Source organism: Flavobacterium weaverense, from assembly GCF_003688495.1.
Lineage (GTDB): Bacteria > Bacteroidota > Bacteroidia > Flavobacteriales > Flavobacteriaceae > Flavobacterium > Flavobacterium weaverense.
This window is the reverse complement of sequence record NZ_REFH01000014.1, coordinates 1-25,243: the sequence shown is the minus strand read 5'-3', so window position 1 is coordinate 25,243 and position 25,243 is coordinate 1. Positions and strand designations below refer to the sequence as shown.

The window sequence follows — 25,243 nt, the reverse complement described above, 5'->3', positions numbered from 1 at the left end:
AATTTGACTGCTACATTTTTAAATTATAAATTTAGAAAATAGTAATTAGCATAATAAGGTTCAAACTATCTAGAAACCAAAAGATATGGAAGTTAAAAATAAAAATTATCGCTGGAAAATTTGTAGCTTATTGTTCTTTGCAACTGCTATAAACTATTTAGATAGACAAGTTCTTTCGCTTACATGGAGTGATTTTATCGCGCCAGAGTTTCATTGGACTAACAATGATTATGGAAATATAACAGCTTTATTTTCTATTTTTTATGCTGTATCACTTTTATTCGCAGGTAGATTTGTGGATTGGATGGATACTAAAAAAGGATTTTTATGGGCAATAGGAATTTGGTCATTTGGAGCTTGTTTGCATGCTTTCTGCGGAATTGCTACTGCTGGAATTATCACTGGAAACTGGTTTGTTGGTTTCGAAGAAGCGAAAGAAATTATTGCTACGGTAAATGATACAGGGATGGTGATTAACGTGAGTGTAACTTTATTTATTTTTGCAAGATTTGTTTTGGCTGTTGGTGAAGCAGGAAATTTTCCTGCTGCGATCAAAGCAACTGCTGAATATTTCCCTAAAAAAGACAGAGCGCTTTCAACAAGTATTTTTAATGCAGGTGCAACTGTTGGAGCATTAGCAGCACCTATTAGTATTCCATTTATTGCAAGAGCATTTGGATGGGAAATGGCGTTTATTATAATTGGTGCTTTAGGTTTTGTATGGATGGGATTTTGGATTTTTATGTACGAGAAACCAGAGAAACATCCTAAAGTTACTGCAGCTGAACTAGCTTATATACAACAAGATGACATTGCAGATAGCAAATTAGAAGGCTACACACCTGAAACTACTGCTAAAGTTTCTCTAATGCAATGCTTTAAATACAGACAAACGTGGGCTTTCGCTTTTGGTAAATTCATGACTGACGGAGTTTGGTGGTTTTTTTTATTTTGGACACCAGCTTATTTAAGTTCTGTTTATAAAATGGATTCTACGCAAGCTGCACTTCCATTATTTGTGTTATATATGATTACTTTACTTTCAATTATCGGAGGTTGGCTACCAACTTACTTTGTGGAAAAGAAAGGAATGAATCCATACGCAGGAAGGATGAAATCCATGTTGATTTTTGCTTTTTTCCCTTTATTAGCGATGATTGCACAACCATTAGGTCACATTACATACTGGATTCCTGTAATCATTATTGGTATTGCAGGTGCCGCTCATCAAGCGTGGTCAGCAAATATTTTTACAACTGTAGGAGATATGTTTCCTAAAAAAGCTATTGCAACAATTGTTGGAATTGGTGGACTTGCAGGAGGAATTGGTTCAACTATAATCAATAAGGGATCTGGAATGCTTTTCGATTTTTCGAAAGAAACAAATATGGCTTTTATGGGCTTTAAAGGAATCGAAGCTGGATATTTTATCATCTTTTCAATTTGTGCAGTGTGCTATCTAATAGGATGGACAGTAATGAAATTATTGGTTCCTAGATATTCCCCTATAAAAGATATGTAGACCAGAAAGTAACTTATAAAAATTGTTTGCCAATTGAGATTTTGCCATAAATTCGCTTATACTGCAATTAGATATTTATAATGAATTGATTTATAACAATGATTGTTATTAGAAGCAAATTGCTAATTCTAATAACAATCATTTTTTTTAGTAAAATATTCAATTCGAAATTCAATAAAATACCGCCGACTAAATTTTAAAAATTATCGTAATGAAATACTTTCATGCAATTGCTCTGATTCTAGTATCACTTCTCAATAACGGAACTACTTTCGCACAGGAAAAAAAAGTAGGTATTCCAAAACCAAATATTGTTATATTTTTAGTGGATGATATGGGTTGGCAAGATACTTCTCTCCCATTCTACAAAGAAAAAACCAACTGGAATTCAATTTACCATACTCCTAATATGGAAAAATTAGCTAGTCAAGGTATGAAATTCACAAATGCTTATGCAGCTGCTGTTTGTACACCTAGTCGAGTAAGTCTATTAACAGGAATGAATCCCATAAATCATAAAGTAACCAATTGGACTTTCGAAAAAAATAAAAGTGAGGAAGGAGAGTCAGCGCTTGTAACAATACCTGAATGGAATTTGAATGGGTTAAGTGCAACACCTGGAATTGAAAATACAATCTACGCAACTACTTTTCCTCAAGTTTTAAAAGATAATGGTTATTACACGATTCATGCAGGTAAAGCTCACTTTGGAGCGTACAATACTCCGGGAGAAGATCCTTTAAATTTAGGATTTGATATTAACATTGGTGGTCATGCTGCAGGTCAACCTAAAAGCTATTTAGGTTTAGAGAATTTTGGTAATGAGAATGGCAAAAAAGATAATCGTGCTGTTCCTGGATTAGAAAAATATTGGGGAAAAGATATATTTCTTACTGAAGCACTTACTCAGGAAGCGATCGCATCAATGGACCAAGCACTTAAAATACACAAACCTTTTATGCTTTACATGTCCCACTATGCCGTCCATACTCCTATAATGGGTGACAAAAGATTTTTGAAAAAGTATATTGATGTAGGAATGGATCCGATTGAGGCTAAATATGCCTCACTAGTTGAAGGAATGGACAAAAGCTTGGGAGATATAATGGTTTATCTTGCAGAAAAAAATATCAGTGACAACACTATTATTATATTTCTTTCAGATAATGGAGGTTTAAGCGCTCATACGCGCCAAGGCGCTGCTTTAAATACGCATAATAGTCCTTTGCGCAGTGGAAAAGGTTCTGCTTATGAAGGTGGAGTCCGTATACCATTTATTATAAAATGGCCAGGAGTTACTAAGGAAAATAGTATTTCTCAAAATAATATAATAATTGAAGACATCTTCCCAACTTTGATGGCAATGACTACTAATAAAAAATATAATTTAGTCCAAAAAGTAGATGGAAAAAGTATAGTTCCCTTATTAAAGCAAAAAAAGGTAAAAAATAACACCTTTTATTACTGGCACTATCCGCACGTTTGGGGCCCAGAAGGTCCAGCCTTAAAACTATATAGCGCCATACGACAAGGAGATTGGAAATTAATTTACTTTCATGAAGATCAGCGATTCGAACTATACAATACAAAAATAGATATAGACGAGAAAAATAATGTAGTATTAAGCAATGTGAAAATAGGATATAAATTAGCAAAGCAACTAGGAAAGTACTTGCGAAATGCAAATACGAAAATGCCTATAAATAAAATGACAAACAAGATGATTTTGTTTCCAGATGATACCTTTAATTTGTAAATTTGGTCTAGTATTTATTGAAAGTAACTTTCTTTACAATACTACACAGAATTTGTAAAATTCACATTCTCAAAAAAGAAAAATATGACTCAAGAAATGAAAAATTATGAAGTACAGTTAGTAGAAGAAAATCTTCTAGAAGTCACAGGTAAAGGAGATAATCCTTTATGGGAAAATGCGACAATACTAACCGACTTTATTTCGCCTTGGGATGCAGCAAAACCTGCTAAAATAGAATTTAAGTCTGTTTGGGATCGAGAAAATTTATACTTCTGCTTTACGGTATATGATACAAATATTCATATTGAAATGAAGGATGATGGCGTTGAAAGTATTGGAAACTCTGATAGAGTGGAACTCTTTTTTAGATCAGATGACACACTTAATCCCTACTATTGCTTGGAAATCGATACGGCTGCCAGAGTTATGGATTTTGTGGCATACCCGAATAAAAAATTTGACTTTGATTGGAATTGGCCACAAAGTAATTTAGAGGTTAAATCTTCAATCAATCATAATAGCTTTGTAGTTGAGGGAGCAATAAGTATCTCATCTTTAAAAATGCTAAATTTAATAAATGATGATAAAATCGAAACTGGAATTTTCCGCGCCAAATATAATGAAGTAGAAAAGTCGATTTTTGAACCTGTTTGGATTTCATGGGTAAACCCAAATACGGAAGTGCCTAACTTTCATATCGCATCATCATTTGGAGTGATGCAATTGATGGAATAAGTAGCGCGTCTAAGAACATCATCTTTTAGTTAAAATAAAAAACACTTTTAAAAGTTTGATTCTGGAAATCCCTTTCCTTTATCAAATTCTTAAAAGTGTTTTTTTATTGCTAATAATTAGCAATATGCATTTAGATCAACAACTAGCAGTTACTCTAATATAAAACTCACAGTTACGTTTGCAGTAATATTAATTTCTCCTACAGCAAGCGTCTCTCTTGGAGCACTCATATCACTAGATTCCATTAACTTCATCGATGCATATCTTGGTTGCGGATAATTTGTTTGAGAATTATCTGAAATAGTCATTGCTCGACCAACTTTCTGACCTAAAACTGAAACGTAATCTTCTGCTTTAACTTTTGCTTCTTTCATTGCTAATTTTCTAGCTTCTGATTCATATTGAACCATCTTTGAAGACTGAAAGGTTACATTATCAATTCTATTAATTCCTGCATCTACTAAACCTCCCATTAATTCGTCATATTTTGACAAATCTTTCAATAAAATTTCGATAGTTTGAGTAGCATTATAATTATGTTTCTTTTTCTCATAATCATATTGAGGATTCAATGAAACACGTTGCGTTTTAAAATCGGATGGAGCCAAATTCATTTTTTTTATGAACTTAATAACGGCTTCAATCTTTTCGTCATTTTGCTTTTTAACGTTTTTTGCATCTGTGCCTTTAGTTTCAACAGTCACTGCAATAGTAGCTTCATCTGGAGCAACTTTAACTTTCCCTTCTCCACTAACATTAATTTGAGGAACTTGCTTTACTTCCTGACCGTATGACATCGTAATGAACAATACAGAAAGTATTAATAGTGCTTTTTTCATTTTTTTAAATTTACTTGTTTGTAATATTTTCTTTTCAAAAGTTATGCCATTATAGTTTTCCCATCTTTTGCATTACAAAAAGAATCACGATTGGAATCGCTAATAGGACTACCATTAAAGTATGCTCAACAATTAATGTTGGCTCTTTGACTAATGTGATTAAATATCCACCCACAGCGCCTCCAAAGTGTGCTGTATGGCCAATATTATCATTTTTAGCTCTCATTCCATAAATAGAATAGAGTAAATATAAAATTCCAAAAAGGTAAGCAGGCATTGGTATTATAAAAAAGATTCCAAGCATCATGTCAGGCTGCAGTAAAATCGCAGAATATAATACTCCAGTTACAGCTCCAGAAGCTCCTACCGCTCTATAGTTGTAATCGTTCTTGTGAAAAGCCATCGTCAATAAACTTCCAAAAATTAAACTTCCAAAATAAATTAGAATAAAAGAAAAACTACCCATATAATTAATAACCACTGGCGCAAAAAACCATAGTGTCAACATATTAAAAATCAAATGAGTCATATCGACATGAAGAAAACCTGACGAAAGCATCCTTAATTGCTCACCCGCTCGAATACTTCCAACATGAAATTCGTATTTTCTAAAAAAAGAAAGGTCGTTAAAACCTTTGTAGCTAATTAAAACATTTACAACAATTATTGCTATTAAAATGGTATTCATAAAAACTGTTTATTGTGAAATGTAAAGATAGTCATTCTCTAACGTCGACGCAGTAAGTAGTCATATTTTATACCAATCTACATTTTTGACTTATCTTTGCCCAAAAATTAACTGCATGCAATTTCTTATTTTCATCATAGCTTTTCCACTTTTGTGGTTAGTATCCATTCTTCCTTTTAGAATTTTTTACTGGCTTTCTGACTGCATTTATGTTCTTGTTTATCACGTAATAGAATATCGTAAAAAAACAGTGCGTGAAAATCTAGCTTTAGCTCTACCAAATCTCACCGATGAAGAACGATTAGTGATTGAAAAAAAATCCTATCATCATCTTTGTGATATGTTTCTCGAAATGGTTAAAACGATGACCATCTCTTCAGAAGAAATGAACAAAAGATTTACGATAACTAATATCGAACTAATTAAAGAATATGAGAAAAAGGGTAAAAGTATTATGCTTATTGCTTCCCATTATGCCAGTTGGGAATGGTTGATTACATTGAACCAAAAGCTATCTGTAAAAGGAGTCGCAGTTTACAAAAAATTAGCAAACAAATACTTTGACAAATTGGTTAGAGACATTCGATCAAAATACAACACTGAACTAGTGCCAACAAGCCTAACTATTCCGCTGATTTCACAGAACAAAAAAGACAATATTCAATGCATGTATGGTTTAGCTAGTGACCAATCACCTAAAGCAGATCGAATTTTTCACTGGGAAAGCTTTATGGGAATTGAAGTTCCGGTGCATACTGGACCTGAAATGCTTTCTAAGAAATATGACATGACTGTTGTTTTTGCAAAAGTTAAAAAACTAAAAAGAGGATATTACGAACTGACGATAATACCGCTTAGCGACGATCCGAAATCAGTACCTGATTTTGGAATTACTCATAAATATATTAAAGAAGTAGAAAAGCAAATTCTTGAAGCTCCAGAATATTATTTTTGGACGCACAAAAGATGGAAACATAGAAAATAGCAATCAAAAGTTCATTCGAAAAAAAATCCCTAAATCAAAATTTTTATGATTTAGGGATTTTATTATTTACAGTGCAACTTTTTAAAGTGAAAACCAGTTTTTTACTAATTCGTCTTCTAGAGGTTGTGCATTTTTATTTATAAACTCATTGCTATTTGGATTATAGTCATAATCTAAAGCCCAAGACTTATGATTTTCAGCTAATGCTTTAATTCCATCGCATACGTATTCGATTTCCTCCGTAGTAGTTGTAGGATGTATTGACATTCTAATCCAACCCGGTTTTCTAATTAAGTCACCTAAAGTTATTTCATCAATTAACTTCGTTGAAGTCTCTTGATCTACATGAAGTAAAAAGTGACCGTAAGTACCAGCACAACTACATCCACCACGAGTTTGAATACCAAATTTGTCATTCAGCAATTTAACTCCTAAGTTGAAATGTAAATCTTCGATAAAAAACGAAATCACTCCTAACCTATCTTGATGTTGTGCTGCTAAAATTTTAATATTTGAAACATCACCCAACTCCTGAAAAATATTTTCTACAATTTCATGTTCTCTTTTTAGGATATTGTCAATACCCATTTGGTCTTTCAACTGGATTGCCAATGCCGTTTTTATTACTTGGAGAAAACCTGGCGTACCACCATCTTCTCTATCTTCGATATTGTCAATATATTTATGTTCGCCCCATGGATTAGTCCAACTTACGGTACCACCACCTGGATTATCAGGGACCAAATTTTGATATAATTTTTTATTAAAAACTAAAACACCACACGTTCCAGGTCCGCCAAGAAATTTATGCGGAGAAAAGAAAATAGCATCTAAATAACTTTCAGGATCTTCAGGATGCATATCAATTTTTACATAAGGACCAGAACATGCAAAATCAACAAAACAAAGTCCGTTGTGTTGATGCATAATTTTAGCTACTTCATGATACGGAGTTCTGATTCCAGTAACATTAGAACAAGAAGTTATAGAAGCAATTTTAAATGGTCTCTCTTTATATTTATCTAATAGTATTTCAAGATTCTCTACACTAAATAAACCATCTTCACAGGAAGGAATTACTTCAACATCAGCAATTGTTTCTAACCATGATGTTTGGTTCGAATGGTGCTCCATGTGAGAAATGAATACAACTGGTTTCTTTTCTGCGGGAATATTTATAAAATTCTTTAAGTTTTCAGGAACTTTCAAACCTAAAATTCTCTGAAATTTATTTACAACTCCAGTCATTCCAGTTCCATCAGTGATTAAAACATCATCAGAACTTGCATTCACATGTTCTTTAATAATATGACGTGCTCTATGATATGCTTTTGTCATCGCAGTTCCTGAAATTGTCGTTTCAGTGTGCGTATTGGCAACAAAAGGTCCAAATTCGTTCATCAACTTTTCTTCAATAGGACGGTATAATCGACCACTTGCTGTCCAATCCGTATAAACGATTTGCTTTTGGCCGTAAGGCGATTCAAACTCTTGATCAATCCCGATTATATTTTTACGGAACTGTTGAAAGTATTGCTCTAGTTGTGTTGTTGCTGTTTTGGTAATCATGTCTAAATTAAATTTGACCTCAAAGGTATTGAATTTTCCCAAATAGTCATTTTCAACTTTTGTTAATATTAAACATTTAGCATTTTCTTTTGAATAGAAACTAAATAGTCGCGAAATAAATGCTCTTTTACTGATAAATTTATAAGATTTAACATCTAGTTTGAGAAGTAAAAAGTATTTCAACTTTCGAAAAATAAAAAACCCTTTCATAACATATGCATGAAAGGGTAATTTATTTAAAAAACTATATTTGTTATATTCCAGCGATTGCTTTAATTTCATCAATTATGCGCAAAGCTAATGCATCTGCTTTTTCTTGAGTGGCTGCTTCTGTGTATATTCTAATAATTGGTTCCGTATTCGATTTTCTTAAGTGAACCCAGTTTTCAGCAAAATCAATTTTTACACCATCAATTGTTGTAATATCTTCGTCCTTATATTTATCAGTCATTGCAACTAGAATTGCATCAACATCAATTTGAGGTGTCAATTCAATTTTATTTTTACTCATATAATATTCTGGGTACGATGCACGCAATGCAGAAACAGTCATTTTTTTGTTAGCTAAATGTGTCAAAAACAAAGCAACTCCTACTAAACTATCACGACCATAATGCAACTCAGGATAAATAATTCCTCCGTTTCCTTCGCCACCAATTATAGCATTATTCTTCTTCATCAATTTCACTACATTCACTTCTCCTACAGCACTTGCTTCATAGTTTCCGTTATGAACTTTAGTCACATCTCTTAATGCACGAGACGAAGACATATTTGAAACCGTGTTACCTGGTGTTTTACTTAAAACGTAATCTGCACAAGCAACTAATGTGTATTCTTCACCAAACATTTCACCGTCTTCACAAACAAAAGCTAGACGATCTACATCTGGATCAACAACAATTCCTAAATCAGCTTTTTCCTTTACAACTAATTCTGAGATATCCGTTAAATGTTCTTTTAACGGTTCTGGATTGTGAGGGAAATGTCCATTTGGTTCACAATAAAGTTCTACTACTTCTACACCCATTAATTTTAGTAATCGAGGAATGATTATTCCTCCTGATGAATTTACACCATCCACTACAACTTTAAATTTAGCAGCTTTAATAGCATCGATATCAACTAAAGGCAAATTCAATACTTCGTCAATATGAATGTCCATGTAAGCATCATTAATCGTGATTTCACCTAAATCGTCAACATCTGAAAAGTGAAATGCTTCTGCTTCTGCAATTTCAAGAATTTTTGCTCCGTCGTCTCCATCTAAAAATTCCCCTTTCTCATTTAACAACTTTAATGCATTCCATTGTTTAGGATTATGAGATGCCGTTAATATTATTCCACCATCGGCTTTTTCAAGAGGCACAGCAACTTCAACCGTAGGTGTTGTAGAAAGACCTAAATCGATTACATCAATTCCTAAACCTATTAATGTATTAACTACTAAATTGTGAATCATAGGTCCAGAGATTCTTGCATCACGACCTACAACTACAGTTAGTTTTTCTTTACCACTGTACTCCTTCAACCAAGTTCCGTATGCAGAGGCAAATTTAACAGCATCAACTGGAGTTAAATTATCACCTACTTTACCACCTATTGTTCCTCGAATCCCAGAAATTGATTTAATTAAAGTCATTTATTAGAGTTTAAATTATTGAAGTATAAATATAAATTATTTACAAATATAATAATTGGCAGTCTATAAAAGTCATTAAGAATTTAAAAAGTAGGATTTAAATTCTTAATTTAGGCGAATGAATTTTTTAGCACATATTTATCTTTCTGGCGACAATGAATTACTAAAAATAGGCAATTTTATGGCAGATGGAATTCGAGGAAAACAATTTGAATCCTATCCTGCCGAAATCCAAAAAGGAATAATTTTGCACCGTGCAATTGACACTTTTACAGACGCACATCCCATTTTTAGAAAAAGTACAAAACGACTTCATGAAAGGTATCACCATTATGCTGGTGTAATAGTCGATGTATTATACGATCATTTTTTAGCTAAAAATTGGAATAAATATCACTCAGAAAAATTAGAAGAATTTGTTGAAGAATTCTATCAATCACTGCATACTAATTACAGCCATCTTTCCGAGAGAGTGGTACGAATAATGCCAATATTACTCAAAGAAAACTGGCTAGTAACGTATCGAACAGTAGATGGTATCAAACACATTCTGACGCAAATGGACAGCAGGACTAAAAATGAGTCTAAGATGCGGTTTGCAACGGAGGAACTTTCTGAATTTTATTCAGAATTTGAGAATGAATTTACTGAGTTTTTTAAAGAATTAATATTATTTTCGAACGAAAAAATTAAAACCCTATGAATAAGTTAATACTTCTTTTTGCCTTGGCTTTTTTAAGCTGTAAATCCAATGAAAAAACAGTAGAACCAACAGGTTTAGTAACTTCAAAAGCAATGGTAGTTTCTGCTCGTGAAGAAGCTTCTCAAATTGGGGTGGAAATCATGAAAAAAGGTGGAAATGCGTTTGACGCGATGGTCGCTACTGAATTAGCATTAGCTGTAGCTCATCCTCAGGCAGGAAATATCGGTGGAGGTGGATTTATGGTTTACCGTAAAGCAAATGGTGAAACTGGCACAATTGATTACCGAGAAAAAGCGCCGCTAGCAGCCTCAAAAGATATGTATCTTGATAAAGAAGGAAATGTAATCGCTGGTAAAAGTACTCAGACAGCGTTAGCATCTGGAATTCCTGGTACAATCGCGGGGATATTTGAAGTCCATAAAAAACTTGGTTCTTTGCCAATAAGCGAAATATTAAAACCTGTTATCGCACTTGCAGAAAGAGGTGTAGTTGTTACAAAAAATCAAGCGCAAAGTTTAAATAACAATAGAGAAGTGTTTATTAAAAGAAATGGTAGAAATAGTCTTTTTTCGAAAGTTTACAAAGAGAACGACACTATCAAGTACACTGCTCTAGCTGCTACTTTTAAAAGAATTGCGGCAAATGGACGTGACGAATTTTACAGTGGAGAAACCGCACAAAAACTAGTTGCGTTTTTAAGTAAAAAAGGTGGAAATGCTACCATGGAAGATCTTAAAAAATACGAAGCTAAATGGAGAGATCCAGTCACTTTTCAGTATAAAAAATTAAAAATAACTTCAATGGCACCACCCAGCAGCGGCGGAATTTGTTTGAACCAAATCATGAAAATGATTGAACCCTACAATTTATCGCAAATGGGGCATAATAGTTTAAAAACTATTCAAGTAATTACTGAAGCAGAAAGAAGAGCTTATGCAGATAGAAACTTTTATTTAGGTGATCCTGATTTTGTGAAATTGCCTGTTGAAGAATTATTAAGCCCTGCCTATTTAGAAAAGAGAATGAAAACTTTCTCATTTGACAAGGCATCAAAATCATCTGATATTGCTCCTGGAGCAATTAAAGGATATGAAAGTGACCAAACTACGCACTACTCGATCGTTGATGCGGCTGGAAATGCTGTTTCTGCGACGACTACATTAAATGATAATTATGGTTCAAAATTATATTGTGATGAATTAGGTTTCTTCTTGAACAATCAAATGGATGATTTTAGTGCTAAACCAGGAGTTCCTAATCTTTACGGATTGACAGGTAGCGAGGCAAACAGCATTGCTCCTGAGAAAAGAATGTTGAGTTCGATGACACCAACAATTGTTGAAAAAGACGGTAAACTTTTTATGGTTGTAGGAACACCGGGCGGTTCAACTATTATTACTTCAGTTTTACAAACTATTTTAAACGTATATGAATTTGGAATGAGTATGCAAGCTGCAGTTGATGCACCTCGTTTTCATCATCAATGGCTTCCCGACGTAATTACTTTTGAACCAAACTCCTTTTCTAAAGAAGTGCTTGAAGATTTAAAGAAAAAATCCTATTTCGTAAACGAAAAAGATAAAGAAATTATAGGGCAAGTTGATGCTATTCTACGTCTACCTACTGGAAAATTGGAGGGTGGTGCAGACAGAAGAAATGATAATGCAGCTGTAGGTTTTTAATCAAGAAGTATTCAATAAATTATCTGATAGATATTCCATCAAAATTATAGTACTAATGCAATTGAAAATGCAGCATTGATTTTACGATCAAAAGTATTTCAAAACAATAAAGTATAAAAGAAGCATCAAAAAAGATTTGATGCCTTTAAAATAATAGTAGTTTTGCAATCCTTTAAAAAGTCATAATGTTCAAAAAATATATTTCTAAATTACAAATTATAATTGCGATTGCGCAGTCGTTGTTAACACCTAAACAGTTTATATTTTTATCTGCTGTTTTAGTTGGTATCACTTCTGCATTAGCGGTTATAGTTTTAAAAACTTTTGCACATTGGGTTTTTACTTTTGCAACTTACGTCACTACGATTTCAAAGTTGGGTTTCATCAATAGTATTTTACCCATTATTGGTATTATGCTTACTGTTTTTGTAGTACAACGAGTATTGGGAGGTACGATACAAAAAGGAACTTCACAGATACTTTATGCCGTTGCTAAAAAAGCAAGTATCATTCCTGAAAAACAAATGTATGCCCAAATTTTAACAAGCTCGCTAACAGTGGGTTTAGGTGGATCAGCTGGTCTAGAAAGCCCTATTGTAATTACTGGAGCGGCATTTGGATCTAACTACGCTAAGAAATATAAACTATCCTATAAAGATCGAACCTTACTAATAGGTTGCGGAGTATCCGCAGGAATTGCAGCCGCTTTTAATGCACCTATCGCTGGAGTTTTATTCGCTATTGAAGTTCTACTAGTAGATGTAAGTATCGCGGCGTTTACACCAATTATGATTGCCGCAGCTACTGGGGCTTTAGTTTCAGTAATCGCGCTAGACGAAACTATATTATTGTCTTTTAGACAACAAGAAAATTTTGACTACCATAATATTGTCTTTTATATTCTTCTAGGTGTATTTACGGGATTGATTTCAGTTTACTATTCTCGGAATTTTGGTCGTGTGGAACATTTCTTCAGTAGACTAAAACTTTCGCCCTATAAAAAAGCATTGTTTGGCTCGTCTATTCTAGCAGTGCTAATATTTATTTTTCCATCACTTTTTGGAGAAGGATATGAAACGATTAAAACCTTATCTGACAATGATCCTGGAAAATTATTAGACAACACTTTGTTTAGTGGCTTTAGAGATAACAGTTGGGCACTTTTACTATTTGTAGGTTGTACCATGATGGTTAAAGTATTTGCAACTGGAATTACATTAGGTAGTGGTGGTAATGGAGGTAATTTTGCTCCTTCCCTATTTTTAGGATCCTACTTAGGATTCTTTTTTTCGAAATTTGTAAATCTTATTGGACTTGCTAAATTACCAGTGAGTAATTTTACGCTAGTTGGAATGGCAGGAATATTAAGCGGTTTATTCCACGCGCCATTAACAGCTATATTTTTGATTGCCGAAATAACTGGCGGATACAGTTTGATGATTCCTTTGATGATTGTAGCCTCAATAAGCTTTGCAATTTCGCGTCGTTTTGAAAAGCACTCTTTAGATGTTAAAAACTTAGCAGAAAAAGGTCATGCATTTACTAGCAATAAAGACACGAATGTACTTTCAACTTTAGAAACCAATTCAATCATACAAACTGATTTTTTAACTGTTGCTCCAGACGAAAGTTTAGAGAAAGTGGTTGATTTAATTTCTCACTCCAATCAAGTGATTTTTGCAGTTGTAGATGCAGATCAAAACCTAATAGGGATTGTGCATTTTAATACAATTAGAGAAATAATTTTCAATACGTACCGCGTTAAATATACAAAGGTTAAAGAGGTAATGTTGCCACTTGGCGAAATTGTTTCACAGGATGAAAGTATGGAAACGGTAATGAACAAATTTGAGAAATCAAAAGTTGCTTATTTGCCTGTTCTAAAAAATGGAAAATACTATGGCTTTATCTCAAAGTCAACTGCATTAGAAGCGTATCGAACAAAGCTAAAATCGATGACCATCGATTAAAGTTGATCTTTTAATTTGAGAATTTAAAAAAAACGAGTTTCAAGATTTTTCATTGAATCTAAAATAGTACCAACTTGGAGGCAACCAATATTTTTGAAAAAATCTTTTCATCTCTGAAAAAAATCTTCAAAATTATCTATTTCAAAAGGAAGTTTTAAAGTAAAAAAAAATACAGACCTATAAGCCGGATTCTGTCCACACTAAAGTGTGGCCTTATCATTTATCTAGATCACACATTACTGCGTGACTCAAGCTATCTACCCTTCAGCAACGGACGAGACGCCCTTAAATGCTGATATACTTGATATTTCACCGCATAGAGTTTACCTGGTTTCACTACAGCATTACCTGTACATACTTTCTGTTGCACTTGTCCTAATTCGCCTAAACGAACCGACGGGTGTTACCCGCTATGCTTCCCTGTGGTGTCCGGACTTTCCTCCACGCTATAAACGTGGCGATAAGGCGGTCTGTGCCGCAAATCTACAATTTTTTTTGTGTTGGTTCCTCAATTTACGTGCCCTACTTTAACAACTCTTTTACAACCCTCTAAATTTAAATTGGTTATCTTTATAAATCAATATTAAATTTTAATTATTATGTCAAATATATACCACTATAAAACAGTAATCAAAGCACTTGCTGAACTAAATGAGATGGGATTTACCTATGACTTTAATATTGATGATAGTGAAATAACTACGAATCCAGAAAATTGCGAAATTCAACATGTTTATCGATATGAGGGGGACAGTAATCCTGATGATGAGGCAACTGTTTATGGAATCAAATCCATTTCAGGTAAAAAAGGAGTTTTTGTAACTGGTTTTTCTGCTAATTCTGAAAGTGACGCGGCACGTATTTTAATAGAAATTACTATCAAAGGTCGAGAGCAATAAATCAGTTAAAAAAGAATCAAAATTTAACCAAATCATTTGCTAATTTAGTACTTGAAGCTATTTCCCGCTCCCGAAGCTTCGGGACGGTGCAATCTTAATTTCCAGCCCTATTTTTTTTGGATATTAATTAAGTATTTTCACTTCTATCTGAGCTAGAATCTATACTACTTAAAGGTGCTTTGATTTATACAACATCTTTCAATATTTAAATTTTTCCATCTTTAAATTAAAAGCTATATTTGCTTTCGAATAAAAATCCTATGGAACAATTTGTAGTATCGGCACGTAAATATCGTCCTCAAACATTTAAAGATGTAGTAGGACAAAAAGCAATTACCTATACTTTATTGAATGCTATTGAAAGCAATCACCTTGCTTCAGCATTACTATTCACTGGGCCACGTGGTGTTGGTAAAACTACCTGCGCACGTATCTTAGCTCGAAAAATTAATCAACCTGGTTACGACGATCCAGCAGAAGATTTTGCATTTAATGTTTTCGAATTAGATGCTGCCTCTAACAACTCCGTTGATGACATTCGTAATTTAATAGATCAAGTCCGCATTCCGCCACAAACTGGCCAGTACAAAGTTTATATCATAGATGAGGTTCACATGCTTTCTTCAGCTGCTTTTAATGCATTTTTAAAAACACTAGAAGAACCACCTAAGCATGCTATTTTCATTTTGGCTACGACCGAAAAACATAAAATTATTCCAACTATCTTGTCGCGCTGTCAAATATTTGATTTCAAAAGAATCACTGTTAAAGACGCTAAAGAACATCTAGCAGAAGTTGCTACGAGTCAAGGTGTCGCCTTTGAAGATGATGCATTGCATATCATAGCTCAAAAAGCAGATGGCGCTATGCGTGATGCTTTGTCAATTTTTGACCGAGTAGTTTCTTTCTGTGGAAAAAATTTGACACGTCAAGCCGTTACAGAAAACTTGAATGTTCTAGATTATGAAACGTATATCACTGTAACTGACTTAATTTTAGAAAATAAAATTCCTGAATTATTATTAGCTTTCAATGAAATCCTTTCAAAAGGTTTTGACTCACACCATTTTGTATCTGGCTTAGCCTCTCATTTTAGAGATTTATTGGTTTCAAAAACTCCAGCTACTTTATCTTTATTAGAAGTTGGGGAGCAAGCTCAAAAACTATATGGTATTCAAGCTCAAAAGTGCAATGCAGAGTTTCTTTTAAAAGGCATTGAAATAGCAAATGACTGCGATTTAAAATATAAGCTAAGTCAAAATCAACGCCTTCTTGTTGAACTTTGTTTAATGCAACTTGCCTCTATCACTTTTGATGGAGAAAAAAAAAAGTTGAGCAATTTATAATTCCACCTACTTATTATAGGAAAAATGATTACTCAATTGTTGACACTAATAAAACTCAAAAAAGTGAAATAGTCGAGCGTGAATCGGTTACTGCTATTTTACCAACTCCAGTGACGGTAATAGAACCTAAAGCTATTCCTGTTCCAATCAAGACTGCAGCAAGCGCAATTATTGCATCAAATGAACCAAAAGTTTCTGCATTTTCGCTAGCAAGCATTAGAGCCAAAAAAGCATTAGAAGAAAGTACGAAAGGAATCGTTAGAGAAGTTTCTCAGTTACCTACGGAATCTTTTAATGAGACTGAAATGCTTTTGCAGTGGAACAAATATGCACAGCGTCTGGGAGATCGCGGTTTTAAAATAATGGAATCACTTCTGCTTATTAATGATCCAAAACTTAATGGTACAGCAATTACTCTTGAATTACCAAACGAAGGATCTAAATTAGATTTTGAAAAAGAACTGAATGGATTATTAGGACATTTGAAAGGACATCTGCACAATCATGATATTACTATTGAAATTATAGTGAATGAAAGCATTGAGAATAAAAGAAGTTTTAATGATCAAGATCGCTACAATAGACTTCGTGAAATAAATCCAAATATCGAACTTTTAAGAACAACATTTGGATTAGATTTAGATGCGTAAACACTAATAGTTTAGATTTTTTAAGACAACCACTTTAGAATTTTCTGTACGAATAAAAATAGTAAGAAACCTTTGTAACTTTGTTACTTAAATCATTTCAATGACTATTTTTCTCTAGATTTTATTAAAATACATTGCTTTTACAATACCATCAGAAAGTCCAATTTTAGGTACATAAATATTTCTAGCACCACTCCATTTCATAGCATTTAAGTAAATTCTTGTGGCAGGGATAATAACGTCGGCGCGATCTGGATTTAAACCTAACTCTGAAATTCGCTGTTCGTAAGAAAGTGAATTTAAAAAAGCATATTGAGAATTTACATATATATACGATAATGGTTTTTCCTGTAATTTACCAGACATTTTAAATAACTTGTTGATATTCCCTCCCGAACCTATCAATGTTACCTCTTCATAATCTGATGTATTTGCTCTAATCCATTTTTCAATTTCTTCCCAAACAACTTCGCAAACCATATCATTCAACAATCGAACAGTTCCTACTTTAAAAGATCTAGAATTTACAATTTTGCCATTCGAAAACACAGTAAACTCTGTACTCCCACCACCTACATCGACAAATAAATACGTCTGATCAGTTTTTAATAAATGATGTAAATCTGTCGAGGCAATTATTGCAGCCTCTTTTTTACCATCTATTATTTCTATCTCTATGTCTGCTTGATTTTTAATTATTTCAACAACCTCTTTCCCATTGTAGGCTTCCCGCATCGCTGAAGTAGCAAAAGCCATGTAGCGTTCCACTTTATGAACTTTCATCAACAAACTAAAAGCTTTCATAGCATCGCTCATTCTTTCAATACTTTCCTCTGAAATTTCACCGACAGTAAAAGCTTCCTGACCAAGTCTGATAGGAACACGAACTAAGGAACTTTTATTAAACTGAGGTTCTTTACCTTCTTGTTCAACAATATTTACGATCAATAAGCGCATGGCATTTGAACCAATATCTATTGCAGCATATTTCTTAATTTTAATCATATTCCTTTTATTCTTTTATTTTGTATCTACTTAAAATGTATCGTTTGTAACACTATTAATTTGAAAATAATTTCAAATCAATTATTAAGAATTTAACGTTTTTTCATTTTCTAAGGGTGCAGCTTCAAGTTTATTTTGATAGTATTTGTAAGTCTCAAATTGCGCTCTGAATATGGGATTATGATTACGAGGTTTGTACTTATTATCTAATTTATAGGAATGAATTCTAACTTTTACATTTCCTTTCCATCCAATATCAAAATTATCAATAAGTTCATTTTTTATACCTTGATCGTATATAGGACACGTTACTTCTACTCGTCCATCTATATTTCTGGTCATAAAATCAGCAGACGAAATATAAACTTCTGTCTGTCCAGCATTCCCAAAAATATATACCCTCGAATGCTCCAAATAGTTGTCTACAATACTAATAGCTTCTATATTTTCACTCATACCAGGAATCCCTGGAATTAAAGAACAAATCCCTCTTATTTGCAAACGAATTTTAACTCCTGCCCTACTAGCCTCGTATAATTTGTCTATCATTTCAAAATCAGATAGACTATTCATTTTTAGCTTGATCTGAGTTTTTCGACCCGCTAAAGCATGTGTGATTTCGCGGTCTATAAGTTTCACAAAACGCGTCCTTGTATAATGCGGAGAAACAATTAAATGTTTATATCTGTGCACTCTGTAATTAATATCAAAGAAATCAAAGATCTTCATGATGTCTTTTAGGATTTGCTGATGACTAGTAAAAAGTGTTACGTCAGTATATATTTTAGCGGTAGATTCATTGAAGTTTCCAGTCGAAATAAAACCATATCGCTTAATTTTATCGTTTTCAGATCTTTCGATAACACAAATTTTACTGTGTACTTTCAAACCTTTTATCCCAAAAATCAATTCAATTCCTTCTAACTGCATTTGCTCAGCATAAGAGATATTTGAAGCTTCATCAAAACTAGCTTGAAGCTCAATTTGGACAGTAACTTTTTTACCATTTTTAGCTGCGTTTATAAGCGAACTTATAATTTGCGAGTTCTTTGCTAATCGATATAATGTAATTTTTATCGAAACAACCTTAGGATCTAATGCTGCTTCACGTAAAAACTTAGTCAAATAAGAAAACGACTGATACGGTGCATTAAGCAGGTAATCTCTTTCGCTTATTTTTTCTAGAATACTTCCCTCTAAACTTAATCCTGGAATAAGTAATGGATCGTTTTTTTGATAAAGTAAATCGTATCTTCCTAAGTTTGGAAAACTCATATAATCTCTCCTATTATGATAGCGCCCACCTGGAATAATACTGTCCGTTGAAACAATTTTCATTTTATCTAGAAAAAAAAGTAGCGTATCCTTTTCTATTAATTGGTCATATATAAAGCGGACCGGCTCGCCTATTCTTCTATCTTTTACACTTAAAGATATTTTTTCAATCATACTTTTGCTCAAATCACTATCAATATCCAACTGTGCATCCCTAGTGATTTTGATCATATGAGCAGAAACGCTTTTGTAGTCAAAAATGTTGAAAATATTACTTAAATTGTGTCTTATAACATCATCTAAAAGTATAATATATTGCTTTTCGTTATCTGAAGGTAAAACAACAAATCTATTAATTGCCTTCGGTATTTCTACTACAGCATAACGAACTTCAGAATCTTTATTCATGACTAATTTCACTGCTAAGTAACCAGAAGTGTCTTTCAAAATAGGAAATTCAGCTAAATCATTCAAAATGATAGTCACTAATTCGGGGCTTACTTTCTGAATGAAAAATTCTTTTAAAAAAATCTCTTGTTTCACAGTGATTTCATCTTCTGTGATGATAAAAATGTTTTTAGTTTCAAGTTCGCTTTCGATAATATTTAATATCCTTAAACTTTCAGACTGCTGCTGAATAACAATTTCCGTAATGTCCTTAACTAACTGCTGTGCAGATATACCACCCAGATATTTCTCTCCTGTAATGCCTGTTAAACTTAATCTTCTTATTGCTGCAAAACGAACTCTAAAAAACTCGTCTAAATTATTTGAAAAAATCCCTAAAAACCTTAATCTTTCTAATAAAGGAACAGTAGTATCAGCAGCTTCTTGCAACACTCTAGCGTTAAAAGCTAACCAACTCTTTTCTCTATCAATATATTTATATTCTAATACTTTACTCATCTTAATTGTTTGGGAAATATTTTGTATTTTACTTTTCCTTTTTTAATATCAGTCCAACTATCGGTTTCAAATTCTATGGAAACAAAGCCTGAAGTTGGTACATTCTCTATAAATTGATCTCCAAATTTATTAACAAAATCTGTAATAGCGCCGTTATGTCCAAAAAGAATAACATTTTCATAACTCTTACTAAGTGATTTTATGATTTCTTCTAATTTCTGTTCGTCAAATGTGTAAAGTTCATCACTAAAATTGATACTTTCAACGGGATAAGAAAAATTTTGAGCGAATATTAAAGCGGTATTTTTAGCTCTTTTGGCCGTACTACTACACATTATATATGTATTAGGAATTAAATGTTTCACATGATTAGAAACAAGATGCGCATTTATAATTCCTTGACAAGTTATACCGCGACTCTTATCCTGCATTGGAACATCCCAACTTGATTTTGCATGCCGTACCAAAATTAAATTTTTCATGTTGAAATAATAAATTAATAAATAGACACTATTGTAAAAGACAATTTACAAAAGAAAACAGTAATAATTAGCCTTTTAAAATCTTTTTTAATTTTATTACAAGAAAAATCATCTTACAAAATATTATAACAATAAAAACAATAAGTAACTAAATTTTATAAAAAGAGAAGTATTTTGTAAGGTAAAAAGCACAAATTTAACATTAATTTAGGTGATGATTAATTCCGTAAAAAATAAAATTTATGATAGAAGTGTCTTATTACAGGATACAAAAAGAGTACTTAAACGAGTATTTTAGTAGTTTGTAGAAAAAATAATGAACCTAAAATAAATTAGAATACTTTTATCTCGTTAGTGACTCTAGCCCCGATTTGATGAAGCAATGACGGTAAACAAAATAACATGAAAGCAATTGCACTAAATTCCAATAATAGACCTAAAGAAAAATAGTTTTAAATTAATGTCCAAGATTCTATCTTATTAGCAAGAAAATCATAATTGCAATTCTTTAAAAATTCAATTATTTTCAGAAAGAAATTAAAAAATATTCACAATCGAGCTATTTATTAGTAGTTATAATTTAGAACCTGACTCAAATGATTATTTTTCACAAGTAGTATTTATCAAATAAATTTGAATACTTAAAAAAATAATTTGAATTGAAACTAAAGAAAAATTTCTTTTTTTAAAATACAATAAGCACACTAATTACACAAAAGACAAAATATGAATAATCTCTACTCCAGAACGAAAAATTTTAAATTACTTTACTTTCTATTTATTATTGTAGTATTTATTGGAAATTCCTTTACAACAGATGCACAAATATGTGGTACTCCTGGCGTTGATGGTCCTGCAAATATATCAACTGCTATAAACACATATTATCCTATTCAAGTAGGCGAGCCGACTCTAAATGCGGGTGCGCAGGCTGTAAATTTAGGTGCAGTACCAGCTATAGACGCATATGAAAATAATTTTGGAACGACGCCAATCTCAGTAGGTGATTTAATTTTAATTATTCAAATGCAGGACGCTGATATAAATTACTCTAATTCACAACTTTATGGTTCAGGCATTTCTAACTCCTTTAAAGATAGACTTGGTGGAACTGGCTTTACTAATATAGGGAATACAGGGGTTTTTGAATACGTAATAGCAACGAACAACGTACCGCTTATCGGTGGAAATTTAACATTTAAAGGTGCAGCAAGTAATGGAGGTGTTAAAAACTCTTATTATAATGCGGAAGCAACTTCAGCCAGAGGAAAAAGGACATTTCAAATCATTAGATTACCGCAGTATTCAAATTTAATATTAACTTCAGATATTACTACACCTCCTTTTAATGGATCTGCGGGTGGAATAATTGCATTTAGCGTTTCAGGTAATTTTGACTTTAATGGAAAGAAAATTGATGGTAACGCAAGAGGATTTAGAGGAGGTTACAGCCCGGTTGGTGCATCCTTAGTTAATAATTCTACAACTTATGTAGGTAACGCTTCAAATAAGTCAATTTCTGGTAAGGGAGAGGGAATAGCAGGAACACCAAGATTTATGTATGACGGATACAATCAGGTGGATAATTTAGTTGAAGGAATGCCTGGAGGATCGGCCGGAAGAGGCGCACCCGCAAATGCTGGTGGTGGTGGAAACGACCATAATGCTGGTGGTGGTGGTGGTGGTAATGGAGGTTACGGAGGCTTAGGTGGTATAGGTTGGCAGGGGGCAAAAGGTGATACTAGTACGCTTAACGGTGGTGGTAGACCAGGATTTAGATCTTATCTTACCACAAATCCCTTATTAAACACGCTTGTCATGGGCGGCGGTGGTGGTGCTGGTGATGCTAATGATGCTACAAATGGAGTAAAAGGAGGAGTAGGTGGCGCAATTATATTAATAAATGCAGGCACCATCTCGGGAACAGGATCTATTAGTGCCAATGGTGGAAATGGTGCCGCGGGAGTATATGCCAATAACCCTGATGGAGCCGGAGGAGGAGGAGCTGGAGGTAGTGTTCTTTTAAACATTGCTAATTCTAGTACTGCAAAAATTTCAATTGAAGCTAAAGGTGGTAATGGTGGAAATACTTTCCTTGATTCTAAAAATGAACATGGTCCCGGTGGCGGTGGCGGTGGTGGTATAATTAGATATAATGCAATTGGTGCAACAATATATGCTGATGTGACCGAAGGTTTTGCAGGCAAAACTAATAATGGCGGTTCTAATACAATTTTACACGGTGCAGTAAATGGTACTGATGGTTACATAGCAACTTTTAATTCCACAGAACTTAATCCCGAACTCCAAATAACTTCAAATTGTTTGCCTATTCTTGAGACTAATGTAGAGTCACTAATAAAATCATTATGTAATACTATAGGGAACGAAATTATATATAAAATTGAAATAAAAAATACCGGTAATGGAAACGCAGCTGGAGTAGTTCTAGACTTTGAATTCCCTTCAGGAATGGAGTTTACATCTGCTACGGCATCTTATTCAGTTGGAGCTAGTGGACCTTCTGGACCTCTAACTAATACAAGTACATCAATCAATCCGTTGTTTGGAGGATTTAATATTGCATTAAATGGTATAGTTACCATAACCTTAAAAGGTAAGCTAACTGCAACAGCTAGTTCAGGAGTAAAAAGTGCAATGGCTCAAGCATTATATCTGGACCCTACAAGAACTATTGTTAATCCTAATAGGAAAATAACAGCATTTACAAATTCTTATGGTTCGGCGATAAAAACATATGAAAGTTCAAACGCATCTGATGTTCCGGGAACTAACTTTAATGGAGTACCTGCTAATATTACAATAGATGACATAACAATTTGGGCTTTACCAGGAGTACCTACTACTAGTGTAACTCAACCAACATGTTCAACTTTAACTGGAGAAATAAAGGTACTTTCTCCAGCTAATGGTACTGGAGTAACTTATACAATAATTGGAGTAAATCCAGTAGTTGCAGCAAAAACTAATGCTACAGGTATTTTTTCTGGTTTAGTAGCAGGAAGCTATTCAATAACTACTGCTAATTTAAATTTATGTAGTTCTTTACCAACTGATAACATAATAATTAATGGAGTTGCTGGTGCACCAACGACCACAGGAGCTTCTATATGCGTGGGCGGGTCCGGAAGCTTAGTTGCCACCGGATGTTCTAACAATTCAAATATTAAATGGTATACAGAGCCTACGGGCGGGACAGCAATATTTACAGGAACTCCTTTTAATCCAATTGGAGTTTCTAATTCTGGAATTACTAACACAGATACTCCAAGTAGTACTACTTTTTATGCGGAATGTAGTGACGGTGGTTGTAGAGCGGCAACCAACTTTGTTATTAATCCTATACCAACAATTAATTCCACAACAGCGGGAACAAGTTGTGGAACAGGGACAGTTTCTTTAAATGCTACAGCATCTACAGGAACAATCAATTGGTATGACGCTTCTACAGGAGGCACATTAGTAGGAACAGGCACAAATTTTGTTACACCGAGCTTAACACAAAGTAAAACTTATTATGTTGAAGTAACGGATAACGGCTGTACTTCATCCCGATTACCTGTAGTAGCTACTATAAATGAAATACCGACAATAACTAGCAAGACACCTAATGAAAGATGCGGTCCTGGTACAGTTGAGCTAAAAGCTACTGCTTCAGCAGGAAATGTTAACTGGTACAGCGATGCTCAAGGCGGAGTTTTACTAGCAACAGGAAATACTTATACACCAAATATTTCTCAAACTACTACCTATTATGTTGATGCTACAAATAATGGTTGTACATCGACCTCTAGAATAGCTGTAGCTGCAACAATTAAAGCTGCTCCTATAGCACCAACGTCTACTAATCAAACTGTATGTACTGATGGAACAGCAACTCAAACTTTAACTGCTACAGCAACTGGAGGAACTATCACTTGGTATACTGATGCAACTGGAGGTACTGTTGTAAATACACCAACACAAGTAGGTGTAGGTTCTAAAACTTATTATTCACAAGCTTCTAATGGAACTTGTTCGAGCTTAAGAACTCCAGTCGTTTTAACAATTAGCCCTGCAATCACTTTTACTGCAACTGCAACTAACGTTTCTTGTAATGGTGCTGCTGATGGAACAATCACCGTTTCTGGTGTAAGTGCAGGTGCAACAACAACTATTAAACTAAACAATACAGGCGCTGACTTAAGCGCTCAAACTAAATTTGGTCCTGGAACGTATACTATTACTGCGACAAATGGTTCTTGCGTAACTTCAAAAAATGTAACTATTACAGAACCTGTTATTGTAACTGTTACTGCAACTGCAACTAACGTTTCTTGTAACGGTGCTACTGATGGAACAATCATCGTCTCTGGTGTAAGTGCAGGTGCAACAACAACTATTAAATTAAATAATGCAGGTGCTGACTTAAGCGCTCAAACTAAATTTGCTCCTGGAACGTATACTATTACTGCGACAAATGGTTCTTGCGTAACTTCAAAAAATGTAACAATCACTGAACCTATTCTTGTAACTGTTACTGCAACTGCAACTAACGTTTCTTGTAATGGTGCTGCTGATGGAACAAT

The 25,243-nt window shown here is 33.6% G+C and carries 18 protein-coding genes and 1 other RNA gene; 11 read left to right on the top strand and 8 right to left on the bottom strand.

From position 1 onward, the window contains the following. Window positions 1-85: 85 nt before the first annotated feature. From BC961_RS14370 to BC961_RS14360, 3 genes are all read left to right on the top strand, one after another. Complete coding sequence (locus tag BC961_RS14370) at window positions 86-1,522, top strand: MFS transporter (protein ID WP_121926558.1); 1,437 nt, start codon at window positions 86-88, stop codon at window positions 1,520-1,522. Between the two features lie 211 nt (window positions 1,523-1,733). Beyond that, the gene (locus BC961_RS14365; protein ID WP_121926557.1) at window positions 1,734-3,278 is read left to right on the top strand and encodes a sulfatase; all 1,545 of its coding nucleotides are present in this window, start codon (window positions 1,734-1,736) and stop codon (window positions 3,276-3,278) included. Window positions 3,279-3,362: 84 nt separating this feature from the next. Continuing rightward, entirely contained in the window at window positions 3,363-4,013 is a 651-nt protein-coding gene (locus BC961_RS14360) for a sugar-binding protein (RefSeq protein ID WP_245980965.1), read from the top strand. Between the two features lie 149 nt (window positions 4,014-4,162). Here BC961_RS14360 and BC961_RS14355 read toward each other — a convergent pair whose 3' ends face one another. Together BC961_RS14355 and BC961_RS14350 are read right to left on the bottom strand one after the other, a co-directional pair. After that, a complete protein-coding gene (locus BC961_RS14355) occupies window positions 4,163-4,852 on the bottom strand; it encodes an SIMPL domain-containing protein (protein ID WP_121926556.1) in 690 nt (229 codons plus the stop codon). A gap of 49 nt (window positions 4,853-4,901) precedes the next feature. Then, a complete protein-coding gene (locus BC961_RS14350; protein WP_121926555.1) occupies window positions 4,902-5,540 on the bottom strand; it encodes a rhomboid family intramembrane serine protease in 639 nt (212 codons plus the stop codon). A gap of 115 nt (window positions 5,541-5,655) precedes the next feature. On the opposite strand from BC961_RS14350, the gene BC961_RS14345 reads away from it, so the two are divergent. Continuing rightward, on the top strand, window positions 5,656-6,525 hold the full coding sequence (locus BC961_RS14345) for a lysophospholipid acyltransferase family protein (protein ID WP_121926554.1): 870 nt from the start codon (window positions 5,656-5,658) through the stop codon (window positions 6,523-6,525). Between the two features lie 81 nt (window positions 6,526-6,606). Here the strand turns inward: BC961_RS14345 and BC961_RS14340 are convergent, their stop codons facing one another. Beyond that, window positions 6,607-8,094, bottom strand: coding sequence for an aminotransferase class V-fold PLP-dependent enzyme (locus tag BC961_RS14340; protein ID WP_121926605.1), 1,488 nt, complete (start codon window positions 8,092-8,094; stop codon window positions 6,607-6,609). 253 nt (window positions 8,095-8,347) lie between these two features. Further along, window positions 8,348-9,736, bottom strand: coding sequence for a phosphoglucosamine mutase (gene glmM, locus BC961_RS14335; RefSeq protein ID WP_121926553.1), 1,389 nt, complete (start codon window positions 9,734-9,736; stop codon window positions 8,348-8,350). Between the two features lie 118 nt (window positions 9,737-9,854). Between glmM and BC961_RS14330 the strand changes: the two genes are divergently transcribed. The 3 genes from BC961_RS14330 (at window position 9,855) to BC961_RS14320 (ending at window position 14,091) form a co-directional block, all read left to right on the top strand. Next, complete coding sequence (locus tag BC961_RS14330; protein WP_121926552.1) at window positions 9,855-10,439, top strand: acyl carrier protein phosphodiesterase; 585 nt, start codon at window positions 9,855-9,857, stop codon at window positions 10,437-10,439. Then, entirely contained in the window at window positions 10,436-12,121 is a 1,686-nt protein-coding gene (ggt, locus tag BC961_RS14325) for a gamma-glutamyltransferase (RefSeq protein ID WP_121926551.1), read from the top strand. The genes BC961_RS14330 and ggt overlap by 4 nt, the downstream gene beginning before the upstream one ends. Window positions 12,122-12,306: 185 nt before the next feature. Beyond that, the gene (locus BC961_RS14320; protein ID WP_121926550.1) at window positions 12,307-14,091 is read left to right on the top strand and encodes a chloride channel protein; all 1,785 of its coding nucleotides are present in this window, start codon (window positions 12,307-12,309) and stop codon (window positions 14,089-14,091) included. 164 nt (window positions 14,092-14,255) lie between these two features. On the opposite strand, the gene rnpB is transcribed toward BC961_RS14320, so the two are convergent. Beyond that, window positions 14,256-14,568: RNase P RNA component class A (gene rnpB, locus BC961_RS14315), an RNA gene on the bottom strand. A 122-nt stretch (window positions 14,569-14,690) separates the two neighbouring features. Here rnpB and BC961_RS14310 point away from each other — a divergent pair. The 3 genes from BC961_RS14310 (at window position 14,691) to BC961_RS14895 (ending at window position 16,986) form a co-directional block, all read left to right on the top strand. Beyond that, entirely contained in the window at window positions 14,691-14,990 is a 300-nt protein-coding gene (locus tag BC961_RS14310; protein ID WP_121926549.1) for a hypothetical protein, read from the top strand. Between the two features lie 260 nt (window positions 14,991-15,250). After that, complete coding sequence (gene dnaX, locus BC961_RS14305) at window positions 15,251-16,336, top strand: DNA polymerase III subunit gamma/tau (protein WP_121926548.1); 1,086 nt, start codon at window positions 15,251-15,253, stop codon at window positions 16,334-16,336. A 110-nt stretch (window positions 16,337-16,446) separates the two neighbouring features. Further along, window positions 16,447-16,986: a DNA polymerase III subunit gamma/tau gene (locus BC961_RS14895; protein ID WP_245980964.1), complete on the top strand. Its 540-nt coding sequence runs from the start codon at window positions 16,447-16,449 to the stop codon at window positions 16,984-16,986. A 114-nt stretch (window positions 16,987-17,100) separates the two neighbouring features. Here BC961_RS14895 and BC961_RS14295 read toward each other — a convergent pair whose 3' ends face one another. The 3 genes from BC961_RS14295 to BC961_RS14285 all read right to left on the bottom strand — a co-directional run bounded on the left by BC961_RS14295 (window position 17,101) and on the right by BC961_RS14285 (window position 20,654). Further along, a complete protein-coding gene (locus BC961_RS14295; protein ID WP_121926547.1) occupies window positions 17,101-17,991 on the bottom strand; it encodes a Ppx/GppA phosphatase family protein in 891 nt (296 codons plus the stop codon). An 84-nt stretch (window positions 17,992-18,075) separates the two neighbouring features. Continuing rightward, entirely contained in the window at window positions 18,076-20,172 is a 2,097-nt protein-coding gene (gene ppk1 / locus BC961_RS14290; protein WP_121926546.1) for a polyphosphate kinase 1, read from the bottom strand. Beyond that, on the bottom strand, window positions 20,169-20,654 hold the full coding sequence (locus tag BC961_RS14285; RefSeq protein ID WP_121926545.1) for a SixA phosphatase family protein: 486 nt from the start codon (window positions 20,652-20,654) through the stop codon (window positions 20,169-20,171). The genes ppk1 and BC961_RS14285 overlap by 4 nt, the downstream gene beginning before the upstream one ends. 726 nt (window positions 20,655-21,380) lie before the next feature. On the opposite strand from BC961_RS14285, the gene BC961_RS14280 reads away from it, so the two are divergent. Then, window positions 21,381-25,243: immunoglobulin domain-containing protein (locus BC961_RS14280; protein ID WP_121926544.1), on the top strand; the 3,863-nt coding region annotated here is incomplete at its 3' end.

Bases quoted from the DNA above. Each gene is read 5' to 3' on its own strand.
- BC961_RS14370 (WP_121926558.1), top strand. From the start codon at position 86: ATGGAAGTTAAAAATAAAAATTATCGCTGGAAAATTTGTAGCTTATTG.
- BC961_RS14365 (WP_121926557.1), top strand. From the start codon at position 1,734: ATGAAATACTTTCATGCAATTGCTCTGATTCTAGTATCACTTCTCAAT.
- BC961_RS14360 (WP_245980965.1), top strand. From the start codon at position 3,363: ATGACTCAAGAAATGAAAAATTATGAAGTACAGTTAGTAGAAGAAAAT.
- BC961_RS14355 (WP_121926556.1), bottom strand. From the start codon at position 4,852: ATGAAAAAAGCACTATTAATACTTTCTGTATTGTTCATTACGATGTCA.
- BC961_RS14350 (WP_121926555.1), bottom strand. From the start codon at position 5,540: ATGAATACCATTTTAATAGCAATAATTGTTGTAAATGTTTTAATTAGC.
- BC961_RS14345 (WP_121926554.1), top strand. From the start codon at position 5,656: ATGCAATTTCTTATTTTCATCATAGCTTTTCCACTTTTGTGGTTAGTA.
- BC961_RS14340 (WP_121926605.1), bottom strand. From the start codon at position 8,094: ATGATTACCAAAACAGCAACAACACAACTAGAGCAATACTTTCAACAG.
- glmM (WP_121926553.1), bottom strand. From the start codon at position 9,736: ATGACTTTAATTAAATCAATTTCTGGGATTCGAGGAACAATAGGTGGT.
- BC961_RS14330 (WP_121926552.1), top strand. From the start codon at position 9,855: ATGAATTTTTTAGCACATATTTATCTTTCTGGCGACAATGAATTACTA.
- ggt (WP_121926551.1), top strand. From the start codon at position 10,436: ATGAATAAGTTAATACTTCTTTTTGCCTTGGCTTTTTTAAGCTGTAAA.
- BC961_RS14320 (WP_121926550.1), top strand. From the start codon at position 12,307: ATGTTCAAAAAATATATTTCTAAATTACAAATTATAATTGCGATTGCG.
- BC961_RS14310 (WP_121926549.1), top strand. From the start codon at position 14,691: ATGTCAAATATATACCACTATAAAACAGTAATCAAAGCACTTGCTGAA.
- dnaX (WP_121926548.1), top strand. From the start codon at position 15,251: ATGGAACAATTTGTAGTATCGGCACGTAAATATCGTCCTCAAACATTT.
- BC961_RS14295 (WP_121926547.1), bottom strand. From the start codon at position 17,991: ATGATTAAAATTAAGAAATATGCTGCAATAGATATTGGTTCAAATGCC.
- ppk1 (WP_121926546.1), bottom strand. From the start codon at position 20,172: ATGAGTAAAGTATTAGAATATAAATATATTGATAGAGAAAAGAGTTGG.
- BC961_RS14285 (WP_121926545.1), bottom strand. From the start codon at position 20,654: ATGAAAAATTTAATTTTGGTACGGCATGCAAAATCAAGTTGGGATGTT.